This window comes from Castellaniella sp. GW247-6E4, assembly GCF_040276065.1.
Lineage (GTDB): Bacteria > Pseudomonadota > Gammaproteobacteria > Burkholderiales > Burkholderiaceae_B > Castellaniella.
On the sequence record NZ_JBELOI010000006.1, the window covers coordinates 97,187 to 117,228 of the forward strand.

13 protein-coding genes are annotated in these 20,042 nt (G+C 65.7%); 8 read left to right on the plus strand and 5 right to left on the minus strand.

Annotation, left to right across the window (positions count from 1 at the left end; genetic code table 11):
- Window positions 1-2 precede the first annotated feature (2 nt).
- The 8 genes from ABS761_RS09080 to ABS761_RS09115 all read left to right on the plus strand — a co-directional run bounded on the left by ABS761_RS09080 (window position 3) and on the right by ABS761_RS09115 (window position 14,525).
- A complete protein-coding gene (locus ABS761_RS09080) occupies window positions 3-1,814 on the plus strand; it encodes a hydantoinase B/oxoprolinase family protein (RefSeq protein ID WP_350407934.1) in 1,812 nt (603 codons plus the stop codon).
- A gap of 37 nt (window positions 1,815-1,851) precedes the next feature.
- The gene (gene fahA / locus ABS761_RS09085) at window positions 1,852-3,177 is read left to right on the plus strand and encodes a fumarylacetoacetase (protein WP_350407935.1); all 1,326 of its coding nucleotides are present in this window, start codon (window positions 1,852-1,854) and stop codon (window positions 3,175-3,177) included.
- A 99-nt stretch (window positions 3,178-3,276) separates the two neighbouring features.
- A complete protein-coding gene (locus ABS761_RS09090) occupies window positions 3,277-3,891 on the plus strand; it encodes a cysteine dioxygenase family protein (protein ID WP_350407937.1) in 615 nt (204 codons plus the stop codon).
- Window positions 3,892-3,894: 3 nt separating this feature from the next.
- Complete coding sequence (locus ABS761_RS09095; RefSeq protein ID WP_350407939.1) at window positions 3,895-5,619, plus strand: FAD-dependent oxidoreductase; 1,725 nt, start codon at window positions 3,895-3,897, stop codon at window positions 5,617-5,619.
- 5 nt (window positions 5,620-5,624) lie between these two features.
- Entirely contained in the window at window positions 5,625-7,202 is a 1,578-nt protein-coding gene (locus tag ABS761_RS09100; RefSeq protein ID WP_350407941.1) for a rhodanese-like domain-containing protein, read from the plus strand.
- An 11-nt stretch (window positions 7,203-7,213) separates the two neighbouring features.
- Window positions 7,214-8,563, plus strand: coding sequence for a class-II fumarase/aspartase family protein (locus ABS761_RS09105; RefSeq protein WP_350407942.1), 1,350 nt, complete (start codon window positions 7,214-7,216; stop codon window positions 8,561-8,563).
- A gap of 254 nt (window positions 8,564-8,817) precedes the next feature.
- A complete protein-coding gene (locus ABS761_RS09110) occupies window positions 8,818-11,655 on the plus strand; it encodes a bifunctional diguanylate cyclase/phosphodiesterase (RefSeq protein ID WP_350407944.1) in 2,838 nt (945 codons plus the stop codon).
- Window positions 11,652-14,525 (plus strand): EAL domain-containing protein, encoded by a 2,874-nt coding sequence (locus ABS761_RS09115; protein ID WP_350407945.1) that lies wholly within the window; start codon window positions 11,652-11,654, stop codon window positions 14,523-14,525. Before ABS761_RS09110 ends, ABS761_RS09115 begins: the two co-directional genes overlap by 4 nt.
- Here the strand turns inward: ABS761_RS09115 and lnt are convergent.
- Genes lnt through miaB form a run of 5 tightly spaced genes read right to left on the minus strand, consistent with a single transcriptional unit; the run spans window position 14,494 to window position 20,015 of the window.
- Window positions 14,494-16,164: an apolipoprotein N-acyltransferase gene (gene lnt / locus ABS761_RS09120; RefSeq protein ID WP_350407947.1), complete on the minus strand. Its 1,671-nt coding sequence runs from the start codon at window positions 16,162-16,164 to the stop codon at window positions 14,494-14,496. The genes ABS761_RS09115 and lnt overlap by 32 nt on opposite strands.
- Window positions 16,154-17,032 (minus strand): CorC family transporter, encoded by an 879-nt coding sequence (locus tag ABS761_RS09125; protein ID WP_350407948.1) that lies wholly within the window; start codon window positions 17,030-17,032, stop codon window positions 16,154-16,156. Before ABS761_RS09125 ends, lnt begins: the two co-directional genes overlap by 11 nt.
- 52 nt (window positions 17,033-17,084) lie before the next feature.
- The gene (ybeY, locus tag ABS761_RS09130) at window positions 17,085-17,570 is read right to left on the minus strand and encodes an rRNA maturation RNase YbeY (RefSeq protein ID WP_350407950.1); all 486 of its coding nucleotides are present in this window, start codon (window positions 17,568-17,570) and stop codon (window positions 17,085-17,087) included.
- Entirely contained in the window at window positions 17,560-18,552 is a 993-nt protein-coding gene (locus ABS761_RS09135) for a PhoH family protein (RefSeq protein ID WP_350407952.1), read from the minus strand. The genes ybeY and ABS761_RS09135 overlap by 11 nt, the downstream gene beginning before the upstream one ends.
- Window positions 18,549-20,015, minus strand: a complete 1,467-nt coding sequence (miaB, locus tag ABS761_RS09140) for a tRNA (N6-isopentenyl adenosine(37)-C2)-methylthiotransferase MiaB (protein ID WP_350407954.1) — start codon at window positions 20,013-20,015, stop codon at window positions 18,549-18,551. The genes ABS761_RS09135 and miaB overlap by 4 nt, the downstream gene beginning before the upstream one ends.
- Window positions 20,016-20,042: the final 27 nt, after the last annotated feature.

Here is a 20,042-nt window from a genome sequence, read left to right on the forward strand (position 1 = left end):
TGATGGACGCCAAAGTGGTGGGGCTGGAAGGCAATGCCGAGCGTGTACCGACGCTCGACGATCTGATCACGCTTCAGATCATTCGTAACGACCTGGTGTCGATTCCGAATCAGATCGATCGGAACGTGACGCGCACCGCATTTTCGCAGTTGATCAATGAGTACAAGGACTATGCGGTCGGCATCGTGGATCCCGATGGCAACCTGATTTCCCAGTCTCGCGGCAGCCTGTTGATTTTTGCGGCGAATGCGTTGGGTACCGCAGTTCGGGACGGGCTCGCGCTGCACGGGGAGGAAAACCTCGGTCAGGGGGATGTGCTGATCTCAAACCACGCAGAGACGCTCGGACAGCATCTCAATAACGTGGTCATGTATACGCCGGTGCGGGCGGATCAGGGGCGTGGCGAGATCGTCGCGTTCTTTTGTGTACTCATGCATTGGATTGATGTCGGTGGGATCATGGTGGGTTCCAGCACATCGACCTCGACCACTGAGATTTTTCAGGAAGGCATTCAGTTCCGTAGCGTGAAGCTGATGCATCGTGGTGAGCGTTCCGAGGACATGTTCCGGATGATCCGGTACAACACGCGTTTTCCAGAGGAACTGATCGGCGATGTCGAGGCACAGATCGCCGGCTGTCTATTGGGCCGGGACATGGTGGCTCAGATCGTCGGAAAGTATGGAATCGAAGGGTTCAGGGACGCGGTCGCCGCCATGCGGGATCATGCCAGGCGCTTGAGCAGGCAGGCGATCAAGGCCGCTCCAAAGGGTGAGTTTTCAGCCTTCGCGTTTCTCGATAACGACGGCGTGCAACTCGATAAGACGGTTCCCATCGGCGTCCAGGTGCGACTGGACGGAGAGCGCCTCACGGTTGATTACGTCGATGTGGCGGACCAGCTATCCGGCCCGATGAATGCCGGACGTAACGGTGGCGCGGTTGCCGCCGCCCGGATTGCGCTCAAGTATCTGATCTCGCCCGATGAGCCTCTGAATGAGGGTGACTTTGATTTTCTGGATGTCGAGATTCCCGAGGGAAAATTCCTGTCGGCTCGCCGCAATGCGCCCTTGGGACTTTCAGGGCACATGATTCCCACCACGGTGGATACGATTTTGCGCGCCTTGGCCGAGCCCTTTCCGGATCGGGTGGCGGCGGCTCATCACGGGACCTACGGGGCCTACGCATTCCACGGAATCAGCGCTTTCACCGGAGAGCCGTTTTTTCACCTCGACACCTCGGTGGGTGGCTGGGGTGCGTCCTCGACCATGGACGGCTACGGCCCCTCACGATCGAATGTGCATGGCGATACCTCGGACGTGCCGATAGAGGTGCAGGAGGCATACTATCCGTTTCGCTTTGTCTCTTACCGTTTGCGCGGCGACTCGGCGGGGGCGGGCGAGTTCCGGGGCGGTCTGGGTGTCGAAAAAACCTATCTGGTCACGGGGCCCTGTCGGATCACTCTCAAGATCGACCGGACCAAATGTGCGCCCTGGGGCGTTGCCGGAGGGAGCGAGGGCAAGGTGTCGGACGTCGACATCTTTCGTCGTGACGGCTCCCATATCCGTTCCTTCAAGGGGACTTACGAGGTGGATGAAGGCGATCGCATCGTGATTCGCACCGGTGGCGGCGGGGGCTATGGCTACGCTTGGCGGCGGGATCCCGAGCGCGTCCGAACCGATGTCCGCTTCGGCTATGTGTCACGCGAGGCCGCGCTTGCCGATTATGGTGTGGCCTTTGGGGATGACCTGGAGATCGATGTCGAGGGGACCACCGCCCGGCGTCGGGCAATGTCTGAAGGGCAGGGACAGGTCGCCTAGCGGCCGTGATGTGAAATTGATCGAGGAGGTCAGGTAGATGCTGAACGAAACACATGACAAGACGCTGACGAGCTGGGTGCAGGGTGCGCAGGAGCCGGGGGGGGATTTCCCGATCCAGAATTTGCCATTCGGAGTCTTTGCGCCCAAGGCGGGCGGCGAGGCCCGCTTGGGCGTCGCCATCGGGGACTATGTGCTGGACCTGCGCGCTGCCGTAGAGCAGGGCCTGGTTGCGGGGGATTCAGAGCCGCTGGCGCGCGCCTGCCGCCAGGCGACACTCAACGAGCTGATGGGGCTTGGCCCGCAGAGCTGGCATGTGCTGCGGCTTGCGCTCTCGCGGCTGCTGCGCAAGGGCTCGGGTCAGCGCGCGCAAACGCTGCCGCTCCTGCGGCGGCATGATGACGTCGAGATGAGGCTTCCCGCAACCGTTGGGGACTATACGGATTTCTATACGTCGATACACCACGCCACCAATGCCGGGAAGATCTTCCGCCCCGACAATCCGCTCTATCCGAACTTTACCCGACTGCCCGTCGGCTATCATGGCCGGGCCTCGTCCATTGTCGCCAGCGGCCATCCGTGTCGGCGGCCCTGGGGACAGCAGCGCCGTCCGGAAGCTGCCGAGCCCGTTTTCGCGCCGTCCACCAAGCTCGACTTCGAGCTTGAGTTGGCGATTTTCGTGGGCCCCGGCAATGCGCCGGGTGAACCGATTCCGATGGCGTCGGCGGAGCAGCACGTGTTCGGCGTGTGTCTGCTCAATGATTGGTCGGCGCGCGATATCCAAGCTTGGGAGTACCAGCCTCTAGGCCCGTTTCTGGGCAAGAGCTTTCTCACCACGATCTCTCCTTGGATTGTGACCATGGAGGCTCTTGAGCCCTTTCGGCGGTCGATGACTCTGGATCCGGCGCAGCCTGCGGTGCCGGCCTATCTGTCGGATCCCGCCCACGATCAGCGCGGCGCGCTGGGCATCGAAGTCGAAGTCGCACTAGAGACCGACGGCATGCGAGGCAAGGGGCAGAAGCCGGCGGTACTCGCCAAGGCGGCATTCGCTCAGCAGTATTGGAGCGTGTTTCAGATGCTTGCGCACCATGCGAGCAATGGTTGCAATCTGAATCCCGGCGATCTGATGGGCACCGGCACGATCTCGGGCCCGACACCCGGAGAGGAGGGCTGCCTGCTCGAAAAGACCTTGAATGGGGCACGCCCCGTCGAGCTTCCTAGTGGCGAGTCCAGAACGTTTCTCGAGGACGGGGACGAGGTCATCATGCGCGCCCGCTGCGAGCGGGAAGGGTTTGTTTCGATCGGCTTCGGGGAATGCCGTGGCCGGATCGAGCCATCGACGGCGTATCCGGGCGTGTCGGATTAAGGTAGGCGGCGACTCGACCGGCCATGGGATCATCCGCTGGATGTGGATGGCCTGGCGGCCGGGCGTCTCGAGCTTGAAAAAGTGACGGGGGGTAATCGGATGGAACCAGCGGCAAGAGGTGAGGCGGCGGGCGGGGATCTCAAAGAGCGGAATGCCTGCGTGCAGGCGGCTCTAGAGCGTGTGCGCGCGGCGGTGGCGGGCGGGGTGACCCGGACGGCGCTCGAGTGCGTGCTATCTGAGTTGAAACGTCTGGCGGAGAATACGGCGTGGTGGTCCGTGGATCTCTTCCCCTCGCCACAGAAACCGGACCTCCAAGCGCGTTATCTGATTTCGGAGGATTCGGATCGGAGCTTTGCGCTCTACCTCAATGTCATGCGCCCGGGCAAGAAGATCGTGCCGCACAATCACACGACGTGGGCGTGTATCGCCGCGGTGGACGGGGTTGAGCACAATCAGGTCTATCGCCGCCTCGATGATGGTTCGAGAGAAAACGTGGCGATCCTCGAGGAAGACCGTCTGGTTGTCGTCGGGCCGGGAGCCGGAATCGCGCTCATGCCCGATGACATCCATTCCGTGCATATCCAGGGCGAGCAAGTGATCCGTCACCTGCATCTGTATGGCCGTGCCCTCGAGACGCTGACCGACCGCCTTGCGTTCGATGTCTTGGCGCAGACGTGCTCCAAGATGAATCTCAGCGTCGCCACCCAGCGATAGGCTATGACGCAGATACAGACACACAGTGGGCAGGAACAGGCGGACGTTCTGGTTTTTGGGACGGGTGCCGCCGGCTTGACCGCGGCCCTGGTGGCTGCCGTCGAGGGCCTGGAGGTCAGGGTCTTCGAGAAATCGGCGTTCGCGGGCGGGACGACGGCGACCTCCGGGGGCTCTCTGTGGGTGCCCGGCACGGCACAGACCCTCCGGGATACGCCGGAGGCTACCGTCGACCTCGCCAGGAAGTATCTCCTGGGAGAGCTTGGCGACTGGGTCCGGCATGACCTGCTCGACGCATTTCTCGCAGCCTCGCCAGAGGCGATCGATTATCTGGCGCAACACAGCGCGGTGCAGTTCGCCCATGCCACCAATCCGGACTATCACGCGGACGCTCCCTTTGGCTCGGCGACGGGTCATGCGATCACCGCGCTGCCGTTTGATGCCCGCCGGCTTGGGGCGGACTTTGCACGCCTGAAACCGCCCAGGGATGTGTTCATGGTGCTGGGGGGCATGATGGTGGGGCGCCGCGAGATCCCCATGCTCTTGCGCCCCTTCTCGAGCGTCGCCAACTTCCGCCGTACCGTCAGCCTGTTGGCCGGCTACGCGCGCGACCGCTTGCGTTATCCGCGGGGCACACGCTTGCTGATCGGCAACGCTTTGATCGCCCGGTATATGTACAGCTTGCGCCAGCGCGGTGTGTCCATCGACTATGAAACCCGACTGGTCGAGTTGCATCGAGAAGACGGACGCGTGGCAGGGGCGGTGGTCGAGCGGGCCGGTCGCCGGTGGCTGGTGCGTGCGCGTCGAGGCGTCGTACTCGCAACAGGGGGCATCGCGCACAGCAAACCCCTGCGTGCCGAGTGGATGGCCGCGCATCCGCACGATCATTCGATGGCCGATGAAGGGGACACGGGTGACGGTGTGACTGTGGCGCGCAGTGCAGGGGCCAAGGTCGATGCGGCGGTTTCCAACCCCGCGTACTGGTCGCCGGCCTCGATCCGTCAGCGGGAGGACGGTAGCCGGACTTTATGGATCCACGGCCATATGGATCGTGGCAAACCGGGTCTGATGGCGGTCGGCGCCTCGGGTCGGCGGTTTGTCAACGAGGCGGACTCCTACCATGATTTCGTCCTGGCGATGTTTGGCGGCGATGGGCGCGCGCCGATCCCGTCGGCTTACCTGATCTGCGATCATCGCTTCATTCGGAAGTACGGGCTGGGCTTGGTGCGCCCGCTGATCTCCAGGATCGAGCCGTTCGTGCGCGATGGTTATCTGATACGAGCCGACTCGATCGAGGCGCTGGCCGAGCGCGCCGGCATCGATCCGTTGGCATTGCGCGAGACGGTCGCGACGTATAACGTCGATGCCCAGCAGGGGGACGATAGCCAGTTCGGGCGGGGTAGCCGGATCCTCAACCGGTTCAACGGGGATCCGGCACATCGGCCGAACCCTTGTATGAGTCCTATTGCGCATCCGCCCTACTATGCGCTGAAAGTTCACCCTTGCACCATCGGGACCACGATCGGCTTGGCGACCGATGCCGATGCCCGGGTGCTGGACGAGAACGACAATCCGATGCCGGGGCTCTACGCCTGTGGCAATGACATCAGTTCTGTATTTCGCGGTTTTTACCCCGGTCCCGGTGCCACGCTTGGCGCGGCTGTCGTTTTCGCATACCGTGCGGCGCGACACTTGGCGGTGGGTTCCGGGGACGCGACCCTTTCCGGATAGGCATCATGAATATCGTCACTCCCCTTGTATTGCAGGACTGGTTGTTGAATAGCGAGACGGAACTGGCGGTTCTTGATGTCAGGGAGGCGGGTGAGTTTGGCTGGGGGCATCTGCTGTTTGCCATTCCGCTGCCGTATAGCAGGCTGGAGGTCGAGCTGGATCGGCTGGTGCCGCACCGCGCCACGCGCCTGGTTTTTTGTGACGATGGGGTGTCAGGGGTCGCGCAGCGCGCCGCCCAGCGCGCCGCGATGCTTGGCTACGAGCAGGTGCATGTGCTCGGGGGGGGGACGGCGGCTTGGCGCAGCGCGGGATATCCCCTTTTCGCCGGGGTCCATGTTCCGAGCAAGACATTTGGCGAGCTTGTCGAGGAAGTCTGTCACACCCCGCGCATATCGGCCCAAGATCTGCATGCGCGACAGGCTCGCGGGGAACACGTGATTGTCGTAGACGGCCGGCCGTTCGCCGAATACAGCAAGATGAACATACCGGGTAGCGTCTGTTGCCCCAATGGCGAGCTGGCCTATCGGATATCCGCAATCGCCCCCGATGAATCAATACCCATCGTGGTCAACTGCGCGGGGCGTACACGCAGCATCATCGGTGCGCAGACGCTGATCGATATCGGTCTGCGGAATCCCGTGTACGCGCTGGAAAACGGGACACAAGGGTGGGCTTTGGCTGGGTACGATCTGGAATATGGCGGCACGCGTCGCTATCCAGCCCAGCCGCCCGTCTCCGCGCTGGTCGAACGCGCGGCATCCGTCGCGGCGCTGGCGCAGCGGCGGGGTGTGCGTGCTCTGGACGTCAGCGAGGCGTGTCGGTGGCTCGCGGACACGGACCGCACGACGTATTGGCTCGATATCAGAACCCCGGAGGAATTCTCGGCGGATGCGGCGCCGGGGGCGCAGAGCGCGCCCGGCGGGCAGTTGATTCAGGCGACTGATCAATGGCTAGCGGTGCGCGGTGCGCGGGTGTTGCTGGCCGATCATGACGGCATCAGGGCCCCGGTGGTCGCGCAATGGCTGCGGCGTCTGGGCTGGGATGCGCATACCGTCCGGGTATCCGAGGGATTTGCCCTGAAACCGCGCGACCGCGAGTGTGACATCGCCTCATCCATGCCGTTGCCGATTCCGGTGGAGCCCGGGCGCTTGGATGATTGGCGCCGGACCGGCGAGTGCCTCCTTGTCGATATCCGCTCGAGCATGGACTTCAGAAAAGGCCATATCCCGGGCTCTATATGGTCCATACGGTCGCGCCTCGCCGAGGACGTTCCGGACAGCCCAAGGCGGGTGGTGCTGATTTCCGACGATCTCGTCATGATCCGGATGGCGGCGCTAGAACTGGTGCAGCGGCGAGGTCAGGACATTCATTATCTTGAAGGAGGCTGCCGCGGCTGGCTGGATGCCGGCGGGCGCCCCGAGGCTTCGCCCGCAGTGCCTACCGATGATGACGCAATCGATTATCTGTTCTTCGTGCATGACCGTCATGACGGAAATCTTGACGCGGCACGCCAATACCTGGCCTGGGAGCAAGGCCTCGTCGCCATGCTTGATCCAGCGGAGCGTGCCAGGTTCAATCCATAGGAGAGTGACCCATGTCCACAGGGCTCGAGAATCAACTGTTTCGCAATTTGTTCGGCACGGAAGCCATGCGCGCCATTTTTTCCACCTATGGCACATTGCGGTCCTGGCTGCGGGTAGAGAAGGCGCTGGCGCAGGCACAGGGCGAGCTGGGGGTGATTCCCGCCGATGCCGCCGCCGCAATCGCCATTGCGTGCGACGCTGATGACTACGACATTGACGCGATCGAGGCTGAGATTTGCAGCACCCTGCACCCTCTCGTACCCATCGTGCGGGCCATCGTCAAGAAGACCGAGGGCGCGGGGGCGCAATGGGTGCACTGGGGAGCGACAACGCAGGATATCATCGATACCGGCGCCGTCCTGCAGATGCGCGATGGCCTGGACCTCATTCTGGCCGATCTGAAAAGCGCCACGGCCGCATTGGCGGGAAAGGCCGGGCAGTGGCGCGCCGTTCCGATGGCGGGCCGAACGCATGCCCAACATGCCTTGCCGATCACGGCAGGCTATAAAGTTGCGATCTGGCTTGATGAACTGGGACGCGTTGTGGCCTCTCTCGAGGTTGCGCGCAATAGCCTGCCGGGACAGTTGGCGGGCGCGGTTGGGACCATGGCGTCGCTGGGTGATGACGCCGCCCGGGTGCGCCAGGCCTATTGCCAGGTGCTTGGCCTCGTGGATCCGGTGGTCCCGTGGCACACCTCGCGTGATCACATCCGCAAGGTCTGTCACGCCCTGATCGACTTGTCCGTCTCGGTCGAGCGCATCGGGCAGGAGGTCATTCGCCTGCAGGCCACCGAACTGGGCGAAATGTCCGAACCGATCTCCCCGCAGCATGTCGGGTCCTCGACGATGCCTCAAAAGCGCAATCCACACCGTGCGGAATGCATGGTATCGGGTGCGCGCATGATGCGCGCCCAGGCCGAGCAGTGCATCGGGGCGGGGGTCCATGCCTTCGAGCGTGACATGTCGATCTGGCCCGTGGAATGGATCGCCTTGCCCGATGCATTCGTGTTGGCGGCCGGGCTGGCGGCGAATCTTTCGGTGCTGGCGCAGGGGCTGACGATCAATCCCGAGCGCATGGCGGAAAACCTGGCCCTGAGCGGCGGGCAGATCATGCTGGAGAGCGTCATGATGAAGCTGGGCCGGCAGATCGGCCATGAGGCGGCCCATGACCTCCTCTGGCGGTGTGTATCCAGGTTCCAGAAGGAAGGCGGATCGTTCACCGATATTCTGCGCTCCTCCACCGATCTCATGCAGCACCTTGGTGAGGCTGAACTGGCCACGGCGCTGGAGTGGTCGGATTACCTGGGCGAGACCGAGGCCATCATAGGGCGTGTCCTTGCGCAAAACGCGGCCACGTCATAAGCATCGGGTCCCCGGCAGTTGCGAGTTCCGGCGCGCTTGAGGGGCGCGCGGGATTCCCCTGCTCGGATGATAGGCAGGTTCCGCGGGGCCGATGACAGATACGTTTCGGCGCTGGTATCCACGATTGCAGTCGGTTTGAAAGCTCCTGTCAAAGGTACAATGTGTTACTTTAACTGACCCTCTGACGATTCACATGGTGGGGCATGACAGGAGATTCACACGCTCGCCACGCTCCCCCCCGCGGATTGAATACCATGGCGGGGGTGTTCTTCGCGTTGCTCCTGGTGCTCGTGATCGGCAACGGGTTCGCCGCGTATATCCTCCAGTCTTATCATGCGAATGCCGTCGCCAAGCTCGATACCCTGGATAGGATGCGGGTGCTCGGCCTGCAGACCGCCTTGCAGTCGGTGCGCCTCACCGACGCGAATCATGCGCTCGATGCCTATCTGGGCGGTGGCGTCGATGTCTTCAGCCAGAGCCTGGCGGCCCTCGAGCACGGGGGCGCGGTTGCGGGTCGCGAGATCGCTCCGCTCGAGGATCCCCGCCTGCGCGCCTATCTGCCCAAGATCCAGCGCGATTGGGAGTCCTTCCGCAGTCGGGTCCAGTCCGTGGTGCTGGACAGTTATTCCGTCAAGGGCCTGTCCGATGTCGGACACACGGGCGTCTCGTCGTCGGTGTTGCGGCAATGGGTCATCGATGATGCCGAGGCGCTGACCCAATCCCTGCAGGCGCTGAGCCACGAGCTGCTCGAGGTCGTGCAGCGGCGCAAAGCCCTTGCCCTCGGCCTGGGTGCGGGCTTGTTGGCGATCGACCTGCTCGTCCTGCTGGTGGCTTTCGTGCTGGTGCGTCGTCGCCTGATATCGCCGCTGCGCAAGCTGCACCTGTCGTGCAGGGACTGGATGCGCGGCCATTTCGCGACGCGGATCGACTACAAGGGCACGGACGAGTTGAGCGACCTGGTCCAGGCGTTCAATAGCGGCGCGCAGCGCATCCAGGACCTGCTCGAGACCACGCGCAAGGACCGGATCGGGCGCGAGCGCTCGGATACGATCTTTCGGGGCCTCGCGGTCAATTCCATGGTTGGCATCTATCTCGCCGAGGGTGAGCGCTTCAGCTTCGTGAGCGCCAAGATGGCCGAGATCTTCGGCTATACGCCCCAGGAAATGATCGACACGCTGCCGGTCATGGGGGTGATCGTGCCGCGCGAGCGCTACCTGGTGGCCGAGTCGATCAAGGCCAGCCTCAAGCGCAAGGATGGGACGGTGCGCTACGAGCGCCATGGGCGGCGCAAGGACGGGACCGTCATCGACGTCGAGGTCTTCAGTTCCAGCCTCCAGGTCGGGGAGGCCACCGCGATCATCGGGATCGTCCAGGACATTACGGAACGCAAGAATGCGGAGGCCTCGGCCCAACTCGCGGGTATCGCCTACGAGAACAGCGGCGAGGCGATCGCCGTCACCGATGCGGCAGGCGTGATCATGGATGTCAATCCGGCCTATGCCCGGATCACGGGTCGCTGGGCCGACGAGGTGGTGGGCGAGATGTTGCCGCTGCTCAAGCCAGGCCGGCACAATCGCGACTTCTACGACGCCATGTGGCATGCGATCAACACCACCGGGCGCTGGGAGGGCGAGTACTGGAGCCGGCGCAAATCCGGCGAGGACTATGCCGAGCGCGTGGTCGTCGACACCGCCTGGAACCATGATGGTTCGGTCAATTGCCGGGTGGCAATGGTCAGCGACATCACGGAAAAAAAGCATGCCGAGAAGCAAGTCTGGTGGCAGGCGCACCATGATCCCTTGACCGCGCTGCCCAATCGCCAGTACTTCAACGATCGGCTCGAGCGATCGGTGGAACGGGTTGCGCGCGGCGGTCCGCCGCTCGCCCTCATGTTCCTCGATCTGGATGGATTCAAGGCGATCAATGATTCGATGGGCCATGCCGTGGGCGACCAGGTGCTCACCGAGGTGGCTGGGCGCCTGCGCGCCTGTGCCGGCGAGGCCGGGTTCGTGGCTCGGCTGGGCGGTGACGAGTTTGTCGTTCTCCTGGGCGGGGCCGGCGACCAGGCCCAGGTCGAGGGCCTGCGCCGCGACATCATGCGCAGCGTGACGGCGCCCTACTTGATGGCCGGGGAATCCCTGCGGGTTTCCGCCAGCATCGGGATCGCCCTGTATCCCAAGGACGCCGAGGACAAGGACTCCTTGCTGCGGCACGTCGATCTGGCCATGTACGCGGCCAAGGCCGAGGGGCCGAACCACCATCGCTATTTCGATAAGGACATGCGCACCCGCGCGCGGATGCTCAGGGATTTGGTCCAGGGCCTGCCCGGAGCCTTGGCCGACGAGCAGTTCTTTCTCGTGTACCAGCCGATCTACGACATGGGCACCGGCCGCTTGTCCGAGGCCGAGGCGTTGTTGCGCTGGAATCATCCCGAGCTCGGCATCATCCGGCCGATGGATTTCCTGCCCATGGTCGAAGACCGCCAGTTGATCGGCACCATCGGCGATTGGGTCCTCGATCGCGTGGCAACCCAGGCCTCGGACTGGCGCGCGCGGTACGGCGGGGAATTCCGGGTGGCGGTCAATGTGTCGCCCGCGCAGCTCGAGGGCGGCGAGGGCAACCGTCTGGAATGGCTCGAATGTCTGCGGCGGCATGGCCTGGCGGCCGACGGCATCGTGCTCGAATTCTCGGAACGCGCGCTGGCGGGCATGGGTGTCGGCGCGCTGGCCAATTTGCGATCCCTGCGCGAGGCCGGCATGGGCATCGGCCTGGATGCGTTCGGGATCGGCTCGGCCTCAATGTCCACGATCGGCCGCATGCCCGCGGACTATATCAAGCTCGATCATGCCACCACCGCGCACATTGTCGAGGACGTTCAGGCCCTGCACGTGTGCGAGGCCATCATCTTGCTGGCCCACAAGCTGGGCGTGCAGGTGATCGCCGAGGGCGTGACCAGCGAGGCGCAGCACGAGCTCCTGCTGCGCGCGGGCTGCGATGCGGGCCAGGGGTATTGGTATGACGAGCCGCTCGAGCCCGCGGGGCTCGAGCGGCGTCTGGCCGAAAGGCGGGGTCGGGTGGCGCGCGGCGTATGAGGTGGGCTTGGATAGCGTCGGGCGGCAGGTGGCTGAGGTCCCTGCATGATCAAAGCCTGGGGCGCAAGGCTGGCGTGGTGTTCCTGTTGATCTTCCTGTTGGCGGCGGCCAATATCATCGTGGTTCGTCTGGCGATCGATCGCTCCGATTCGGTCGCCGCGATCGTGAACGTGGCGGGCAAGATGCGCATGCTCAGCCAGCGCGCGGCATATCATGGGCAGGCGGCAGCCCAGGGATGGGACGCCATGGGCGGGCGGCTGCGCGGGGACGTTGCCGATTTCGAGCACGCCTATCGGGCCTTGTCGGTCGGCGGTGAGGTCTTCGGCATGACGGTGCGTCCGCTCGAAGGCGCGCTGCAGGAGGGCCTGCGCGAGGTCGGGGGCGCCTGGCGCCAGTATCGCGAGGACGCCTTGGCGCGTCACCTGACGGGCGGCATTCCCGACGACGAGGATCGCGCCCGCGCGTTCCAGGCTCTCGATGCGCAGGCCCAGGCCGTCTTGCGGGCGACCGAGGAACTGTTGGTCAGCCTGGTGGACAAGGAGGCGGCCTACCGCCGCAGCCACCTCGAGGCGCTCTACCTGGTGTTCGGCCTGGACTTGCTGCTGTTGCTGCTGGCCAGCGCGGCCGTGCGGCAGTATGTGCTGCGTCCCTTGCGGGTGCTGTCCGGGTATTGTCAGGAGCTCATCCGGGGGAACTACGCGGCACGCGTGGCCTATACGCCCAATGACGAGATCGGCCAGCTCGCGCGGGGCCTGAACGACAGCGCGCGGCGCACGCACGAACTCATGAAGCGGATCCAGACGGAGCACGACAATCTGCTGCGGGCCGAGGCTCTGTTTCAGGGCGTGGCGGATAACGCGGCGGTGGGCGTGATCGTCGTGCTCAACGATATGAGCCTGCGCTATGCCAACGGTGTTTACGCCCGGATGCTGGGCCTCGAAGCCGGCGCGCCGCTCTACGACTCGAGGGTCGAAGATGCCTTCGTCGCGCGGGACCGGCAGCGCATCAAGGCCCTGCTGGGCGGTTATCTGGATGGCCGGCTCAGCACGGACCGCGCGCACGTCTTTCACTTGCGCTCGGCGGACGGCAAGGGGCTGCCGGTCGAGCTGTTCTGCTCGTCGATGCGGCTGGGGCCGGACCGCGCGGTGGTCGTGCTGCTGATGGACGTGAGCGAGCGGCGCGAGGCCGAGGCGGCGGCCCGCGAGGCGTCCCTGGTCTTCGAGTCGACCAGCGAGGCGATCGTCGTCACCGACGCCCAAGGCTGCGTGCTCAACACCAACCCCGCCTTCAGCGTGATCACCGGCTATACACAGGAAGAAATGCTGGGCGTCAATATGCGGGTCCTGTCCTCGGGCCGGCAGGATGGCGCCTTTTACCAAAAGCTCTGGGAGGACCTGCGGGTGTGGGGCCGCTGGAGCGGCGATCTGTGGAATCGGCGCAAGGACGGCCAGGACTATGCCGAGCACCTGACCATCAACGCGGTCTACGACGCCGAGGGCGGCGTGCGGTGCTTTGTCGGGATTTTCAGCGACATTACGCAGCAGAAGCGCTCCGAGGACTTGATCTGGCGCCAGGCGCATTATGACAGCCTGACCAGCCTGCCCAATCGCCAGCACTTCCATCTCAAGCTGCAGGAAGCCTTGGAGCGCGCGCGTGCGAGCGCGCACGGCTCGGTGGCGCTGGTCTTTCTCGACCTGGACCTGTTCAAGGAGGTCAACGATACCCTGGGGCACGAGGTCGGGGACACCCTGTTGCGCGCGGTGGCGGCGCGGATCGGCGGCGCGGTCCGTGAGAACGACGTGGTGGCCCGCCTGGGCGGCGACGAATTCACCCTGATCCTGGAAGGGATCGGCGGCGATTCGCCGGCCGTCGACCGGATCCTGCGCGACGTGCTCGAGGCGCTGGCGAGGCCCTACCTGTTGAGCGGCCAGGAGGTCACGGTCTCGGCGAGCGCGGGCGTGACCTTCCACCCCGAGGATGGCGAGGAGGCCGGCGAGCTGTTGCGCAACGCCGACCTGGCGATGTACGCGGCCAAGGAAGGCGGGCGCAATCAGTACCGGCGCTTCGAGCCCTCGATGCGCGAGGCCGCGCTGATGCGCCGCCAACTGCACCGCGACCTTCAGTCCGCCCTGGCCGAACGTCAATTCCACCTGCTCTACCAGCCCATCGTCGAACTGGATACCGGCCGCATGGTCAAGGTCGAGGCCCTGCTGCGTTGGAGTCATCCGGCGCGCGGCGTGTTGTCGCCGACGGCATTCATTGCGCAGGCCGAGGAATCCGGCCTCATCCGCGAGATCGGCGATTGGGTGTTTCGCGAGGCCACGATGCAGCTCGTGGCCTGGCGCCACGCCCTCGCGGACGGCCTGCAGATGAGCATCAATGTCTCGCCCATCCAGTTGCTTGCCGACGGTATCCAGACAGGGGACTGGTTGGCGCACTTGCGCGAGCTCGGCGTCGCGCCCGAGCGCCTGACGGTCGAGATCACTGAAAGCCTGCTGATGGACATGGGGCCGGCGACCCAGGAAAAGCTGCTGGCCTTCCGCGATGCGGGGGTCCAGGTGGCCTTGGATGATTTCGGGACAGGCTATTCCTCGCTGTCATACCTGAACCGCTTCGATATCGACTACATCAAGATCGACCGCACGTTCGTCGACGCGCTGGGCGCCGGCACCGAGAGCCTTGCGCTGTGTCAGGCCATCATCGTGATGGCGCACAAACTGGGGCTGGCCGTCATCGCTGAGGGGGTGTCCACCACGCAACAGTGCGAATTGCTGAGGATGGCGGGCTGCAATTATGCCCAGGGCTATTTCTTTGCCCAGCCCCTCGAGCCCGGCGGGATCAAGGATCTGATTGGCCGGCGTCTGCTGTAGCCTCGTGCCGGCGGGGCGCATTGCGGCGCGCGAGGCCCAGCAGCAGGCAGGCGAGCGTCCAGGCCAGAGTGGGCAGATCGCCCCAACGCACGTAGGGCGTCAGGCCTTGCGTCCCCTGGATTTCGACGTCCAGCACGCCCGGCCCCTGTGTATCCAGGGTCGCGCGCACGCGCCCCAGGGGGTCGATGGCGGCCGTCATGCCGGTGTTGGTTGCGCGGATCATGGGCCGTCCGGTTTCCAGGGCTCGCAGGCGGGCGATCCGCAGGTGCTGGCGCAGGGCCCAGGTGTCGCCGAACCAGGCGAGGTTGCTGAGGTTCACCAGCACGCTGGGGCTGTCTCCTTGCGGGCCGGGCCTGACGGTGGCGGCGATCTCGGCGCCGAAGGTATCCTCATAGCAGATGTCCACGGCGAAGGTCTGCGAGCCGGCCCGCAGCGGCGGCTGATGCGCCGGGCCCCGGTCGAAGTCGCCCAGGGGGATGTCCATGGCGTCGACGAACCAGCGGAATCCCGGCGGGACGAATTCGCCGAAGGGGACGAGGTGGCGTTTGTCGTAGTGCCAGGCCAGCCCCGGCGTGGCGCCTGCCGCGCCGTCCGGCTCGATGACGAGCGCCCCGTTGGTTACGCGTACGCCCTCTGGCGTGGTGCGGCGCAGGGGCATGCCCATGAGCACCGGCGCGCCCAGGGCCTGCGCCACCGCGCGCCAGCGCGCCCAGATGTCCTCGTGGATCGCATCCTGGAACGCGGGCATGACCGTTTCCGGCAACACCACCAGGCCGGGCGCATCGTCCGGCGATTTTGGGGGCAGGCCCGCCAGGCGCAGATCCTTGGCCAGCGCGTCCTGGAAGCGGGCGGCATCGAATTTCTGGGATTGGGGGGTGCCGGTCTGGACCAGGCGCACGACCATGGGCGCGCCATCGGACCGCACCCAGGCGATGTGCGTCCAGGCGATGCCCAGCAGGCCGGTGGCCACGGCCAGGCCGATCGTGGCGGCCGCCGAGCGGTCGTACACGGTGTCCTTGGCGCGGGCCATCAGGGCGATGGCGCCCGCCGCGAAAGCCGCCAGCCACGCCAGGCCGTGGACGCCGATGATCGGCGCCCAGCCTGTGAACATGCCCTCGGCATGCGCGTAGCCGATGTTCAGCCAGGGGAAGCCGGTGAACAAGGTGCTGCGCAGCCATTCGCATAATGTCCAGGCCGAGGCCCAGAGGGCGGCGTTCAGGATTTGCCGGGGCGCGCGCTCGGCCACGCCGCCGCGCGGCCCGCAGAGCAGCCTTGTGAGGGCGGCGGCCAGGGCGGCGTACAAGGCCATGGCGCCGGCGAACAGCGCCAGGGCCGCGATGGCCAGCGCCAGGGGCATGCCGCCGAACGTGTGCATGCTGATGGTCAGCCAGTAGACGCCGACCAGAAACAGGGCAAAGCCGAACAGCCAGCCGCGCCAGGCGGCGCGCAGCGGCGAGGCCGCGCAAAAGACCTGATGGGCGAGGACCGCCAGGGCGACGACCTGGACGAAGGGCAGGCTCCAGGCGGGCAGCGGGCCCGGGGCGAAGCTCAGGGCCTGCAGGCCGCCCGCGCCCAGCGCCGCCAGCGGACCGTGCAGCAGGGGCTTGCGGCCCGGCGTGGCCGCGGCCTCAGGCGGCATCGTCGTGGGTTTGCTGGGGTTGGCGCTGGATGTGCAGCCAGCGTGCGCACTTGCTGTCGGCGCTGACCACGGTCAGCAGCAGTCCCTCGCGCTCGAGGCGCTCGCCCCGGCGGGGAATGTGGCCCAGTTCCTCGGCCAGCCAGCCGTTGAGCGTGTCGTGGTCCTCGTCGGGCAGCGAGACCTCGAAGGTGTCGTTGAAGACCTCGATGTCGGTCGAGCCCATCGCCCGCCAGCTATTGTCGCCGGTGCGAAAGATGGTCTTTTCGGCGTCCTCGTCGAATTCGTCCTCGATGTCGCCCACGATCTGCTCGAGGACGTCCTCCATGGTGACCAGGCCGCAAATCCCGCCGTGTTCGTCGATGACGATGGCCAGGTGATTGCGGTTGCTGCGGAACTCGTGCAGCAGGACGTTCAGGCGCTTGGTGGCGGGAATGAAGACCGCCGGGCGCACCAGGCCGCGGACGTCGAACTGCTGGTCGGACAGGGCCAGCAGGAGATCCTTGGCCAGCAGGGTGCCCAGGATGTTGTCGCGGTCGTTTTCGTAGACCGGAAAGCGTGAGTGTCCGGTTTCGATGATGTCTGGCATCAGTTCGGCCAGCGGCCGGCTGACGTCGAGCAGGTCCATGCGCGAGCGGGGCACCATGATGTCCGAGACTGTCTTGTCGGCGACCTCGAGGGCCCCGGAAATCATGGCGTAGGATTCGCCGTCGAGCACCGACTGGTCGTGGGCCGCGTCGAGGACGGCCTTGATGTCTTTACGGTCTGCGGGGGGCGCGGGCCTCAGGAAGGCGGTGAGGCGGTTGAACAGGCGTTTGCCGGTCGAGCGCGTAGGTCGGGGTTCGGGGTCGGATGGGTTGGGGTCTGGCATTGTCCTGGGGACGCGTATACGGAACGCCTAGCATAACCGAAAAGCCCTGTCGTCAGGCCCGTGGCGATGCCTGGTAGGGATCGGGAATTCCCTGTGCCGCCAGGATGGCGGTCTCGAGCGATTCCATGGCGCGGGCCTCGTCGGGCTCGATGTGGTCGTATCCCAGGGCGTGCAGCACGCCGTGGATGACCAGGTGGGCGGCATGGTGCGTCAGGGGTTTGCCCTGGCCGCGGGCCTCGCGGCGCAGCACCGGCACGCACAGCACGATGTCGCCGCTGATCAGGCCCGAGGGGTCCTCGCCGTACTCGAAGGTCAGGACGTTGGTCGCGTAGTCGCGCTGGCGGTAGGCCAGGTTCAGGGCGCGGCCTTCGTCCTCGCCGACCAGGCGCAGCGCCAGGGCGACGGGCCGGCCGGCGCGCGGCTGCGGCGGCGCCAGCGCGCCGGCCAGGGCGCGTCCGACCCAGCGCCGCAGGCGCCAGCGCGGCAGCTCGGGGGCCGGCTCGCCGTACTGGATGGATAGCGAGAACTCAGGATACATGGTCGCCCGCCCGCTCGTAGGCGTCGACGATGCGGGCGACCAGGGGATGGCGCACGACGTCGCGGCTGGTGAACCGCGTGCAGGCGATGCCCGGCACGCCGTCGAGCACCTCGAGCGCGTGCAGCAGGCCGCTCTGGTGGCCACGCGGCAGGTCGACCTGCGAGGGGTCGCCGTTGATCACCGCCTTGCTGCCGAAACCGATGCGCGTCAGGAACATCTTCATCTGTTCGGGGGTGGTGTTCTGGGCCTCGTCGAGGATGATGAAGGCGTGATTGAGCGTGCGCCCGCGCATGTAGGCGAGCGGCGCGATTTCGATGGTCTGTTTTTCGAACAGGCGCTGGGTACGCTCGAAGCCCAGCAAGTCGTATAGGGCGTCGTACAGGGGACGCAGGTAGGGATCGACTTTCTGGACCAGGTCGCCCGGCAGGAACCCCAGGCGTTCGCCGGCCTCGACGGCCGGACGGGTGAGCACCAGGCGCGAGACCGATTCCCGCTCGAGGGCGTCGATCGCGCAGGCCACCGCCAGCCAGGTCTTGCCGGTGCCGGCGGGCCCCACGCCGAAAGTCACATCGTGCTTGAGGATGGCATTCAGATAGTCACGCTGGCGCGGGGTGCGCGGCCGCAGGTCGGCCTTGTGCGTGCGCAAGCTCAGGCTTGCGTCGTCGATGGGCGGGAGCTCCGGCAGCGCCGGGCCTTTGAGCGGCACGCCATCCGCGCCGGCGCCCAGCTCGACCAGGCCAAGCTGCAAGGTGTCCAGCGACAGCGGCCCCTGGGCCGCACGCTCGTGGAACCACCGCAAGGCCTCCGCCGCGCGCGCCGCGCCCTCGCCGCGCAGCGAGAAGCGATTACCGCGCCGTGAAACCTCGGCCCCGTAGGCTTGGGCGATCTGGCGCAGATTGTCGTCCAGCGGGCCGCACAGGTTGGCGAGCTGCGTGTTGTCGCCGGACAGTTGCAGCGACAGGGGCTTGCGGCGTTCACTCATGGGCGGGCCTCGACGTGCTCGGGGATGATCTCGCCCCTGAGGGTGTTGGCGAGGGCCTGCGTGATGCGCACGTCGACCATGCGCCCGATCAGTCGCGGATGGCCGGCGAAATTCACGATGCGGTTGTTTTCCGTGCGTCCTTTCATGTCGTGGGGATCGCGCCGCGAAGGGCCTTCGACCAGTAGGCGCTGCGTGCCGCCGACCATGGCGGCGCTGATGGCTGCGGCCTGTTCGTTGATCAGGGCTTGCAGGCGGTGCAGGCGTTCGAGTTTTTCTTCTTGTGGCGTGTCGTCGGCCAGGTCCGCCGCCGGGGTGCCGGGCCGGCGCGAGTACACGAAGGAGAAGGACTGGTCGAACCCGACCTGGCGCACCAGGTCCAGGGTCTTTTGGAAATCCGCCTCGGTCTCGCCCGGGAACCCCACGATGAAGTCCGAGGACAGCGTCATGTCCGGGCGCGCCGCGCGCAGGCGCCGGATGATGGACTTGTATTCCAGCACGGTGTAGCCGCGCTTCATCGCGGCCAGCACCCGATCGCTGCCGGCCTGGACCGGCAGGTGCAGGAAGGGCACGAGCTTGGGCAGGCGGCCATGGGCCTCGATCAGGCGGGCGGTCATCTCCTTGGGGTGCGAGGTCGTGTAGCGGATGCGCTCGATGCCGGGGATTTCGTGCACATACTCGAGCAGCATGGCAAAGTCGGCGACCTCGCCGCCTTCGCCGGCGGGGCCGCGATAGGCGTTGACGTTCTGGCCCAGCAGGGTGACCTCGCGCACGCCCTGGTCGGCGAGGTCGGCCACCTCGACCAGCACGCTATCGAAGGGGCGCGAGACTTCGGCGCCTCGCGTATAGGGCACGACGCAGAAGCTGCAATATTTGCTGCAGCCCTCCATGATCGAGACGAAGGCCGTCGGCCCGTCGATCCGCGCGGGCGGCAGGGCGTCGAATTTTTCGATCTCGGGAAAGGAAATGTCGACCTGCGCCTGGCCCGTGGCGCGCCGCCGGCTGATCAGATCGGGCAGCCGGTGCAGGGTCTGGGGGCCGAACACGATGTCGACGTAGGGGGCCCGGCGCACGATCGCCTCGCCTTCCTGGCTGGCCACGCAGCCGCCCACGCCGATGACCAGTCCGGGCTTCGATGCTTTGAGGTGCCGCACCCGGCCCAGGTCGGAAAAGACTTTTTCCTGGGCCTTCTCGCGCACCGAACAGGTGTTGAAGAGGATGATGTCGGCGTCCTCGGGGTCCTGGGTGAGCTCGACGCCCTCGGCCTCGCGCAGCACGTCGGCCATTTTCTCCGAGTCGTATTCATTCATTTGGCAGCCGAAGGTGCGGATGAAGAGCTTGCGGGGGTGGGTGCCACCGGGCTCGGTGGGCTGCAGCAGGGCCGATAGGGCGCGGTCGTGATCGGGGCTGGCGGGCGCGGGCTTGGGGACGGGGGCGCCGGGGCGGCGCAGAGTGGTTTCTTGCATGGTCGGTCGCCGTGACGGGTTTATATC